1 pseudogene is annotated in these 357 nt (G+C 67.1%); it reads left to right on the forward strand.

The features are described from left to right. A pseudogene (locus G154_RS26755) lies at positions 1 to 357 on the forward strand (HNH endonuclease); the annotation flags it as partial.

The raw sequence follows: 357 nt of genomic DNA on the forward strand, positions 1-357 counted from the left end.
GCCGGCGTTGACGATCGCGCAGCGGTTGGGCGGTATCGGTATCGAGTTCGCCGATGCCGTGGGCAAAGGTGTCACTCACGTGGAGTCTCGAGCACCGTTGTCCGACGACGATCGGGCGGCGGTGGTGACCAAACTGATGGTGCAGACCACGCCGGCCGAGGTGGCGGCGAAGGCGCGGGCGATCGCCCTCGACCGAGTCGCGGCACTACCGGTCGAGCAGCGGGTGGTGCCGGTCGCCGAGGACGCCACGCTGAATGAGATGACCGTGGTGCAGAACGCTGAGGGCCGGTTTGAGGCCACCCTCGATCTGGACGTGACGACCGGGGAAGAGCTNTGTGCGGCGTTGGATCCGTTGTG

It is taken from the genome of Mycobacterium sp. VKM Ac-1816D, assembly GCF_000416385.1.
GTDB classification, from domain to species: Bacteria; Actinomycetota; Actinomycetes; order Mycobacteriales; family Mycobacteriaceae; genus Mycobacterium; species Mycobacterium neoaurum_A.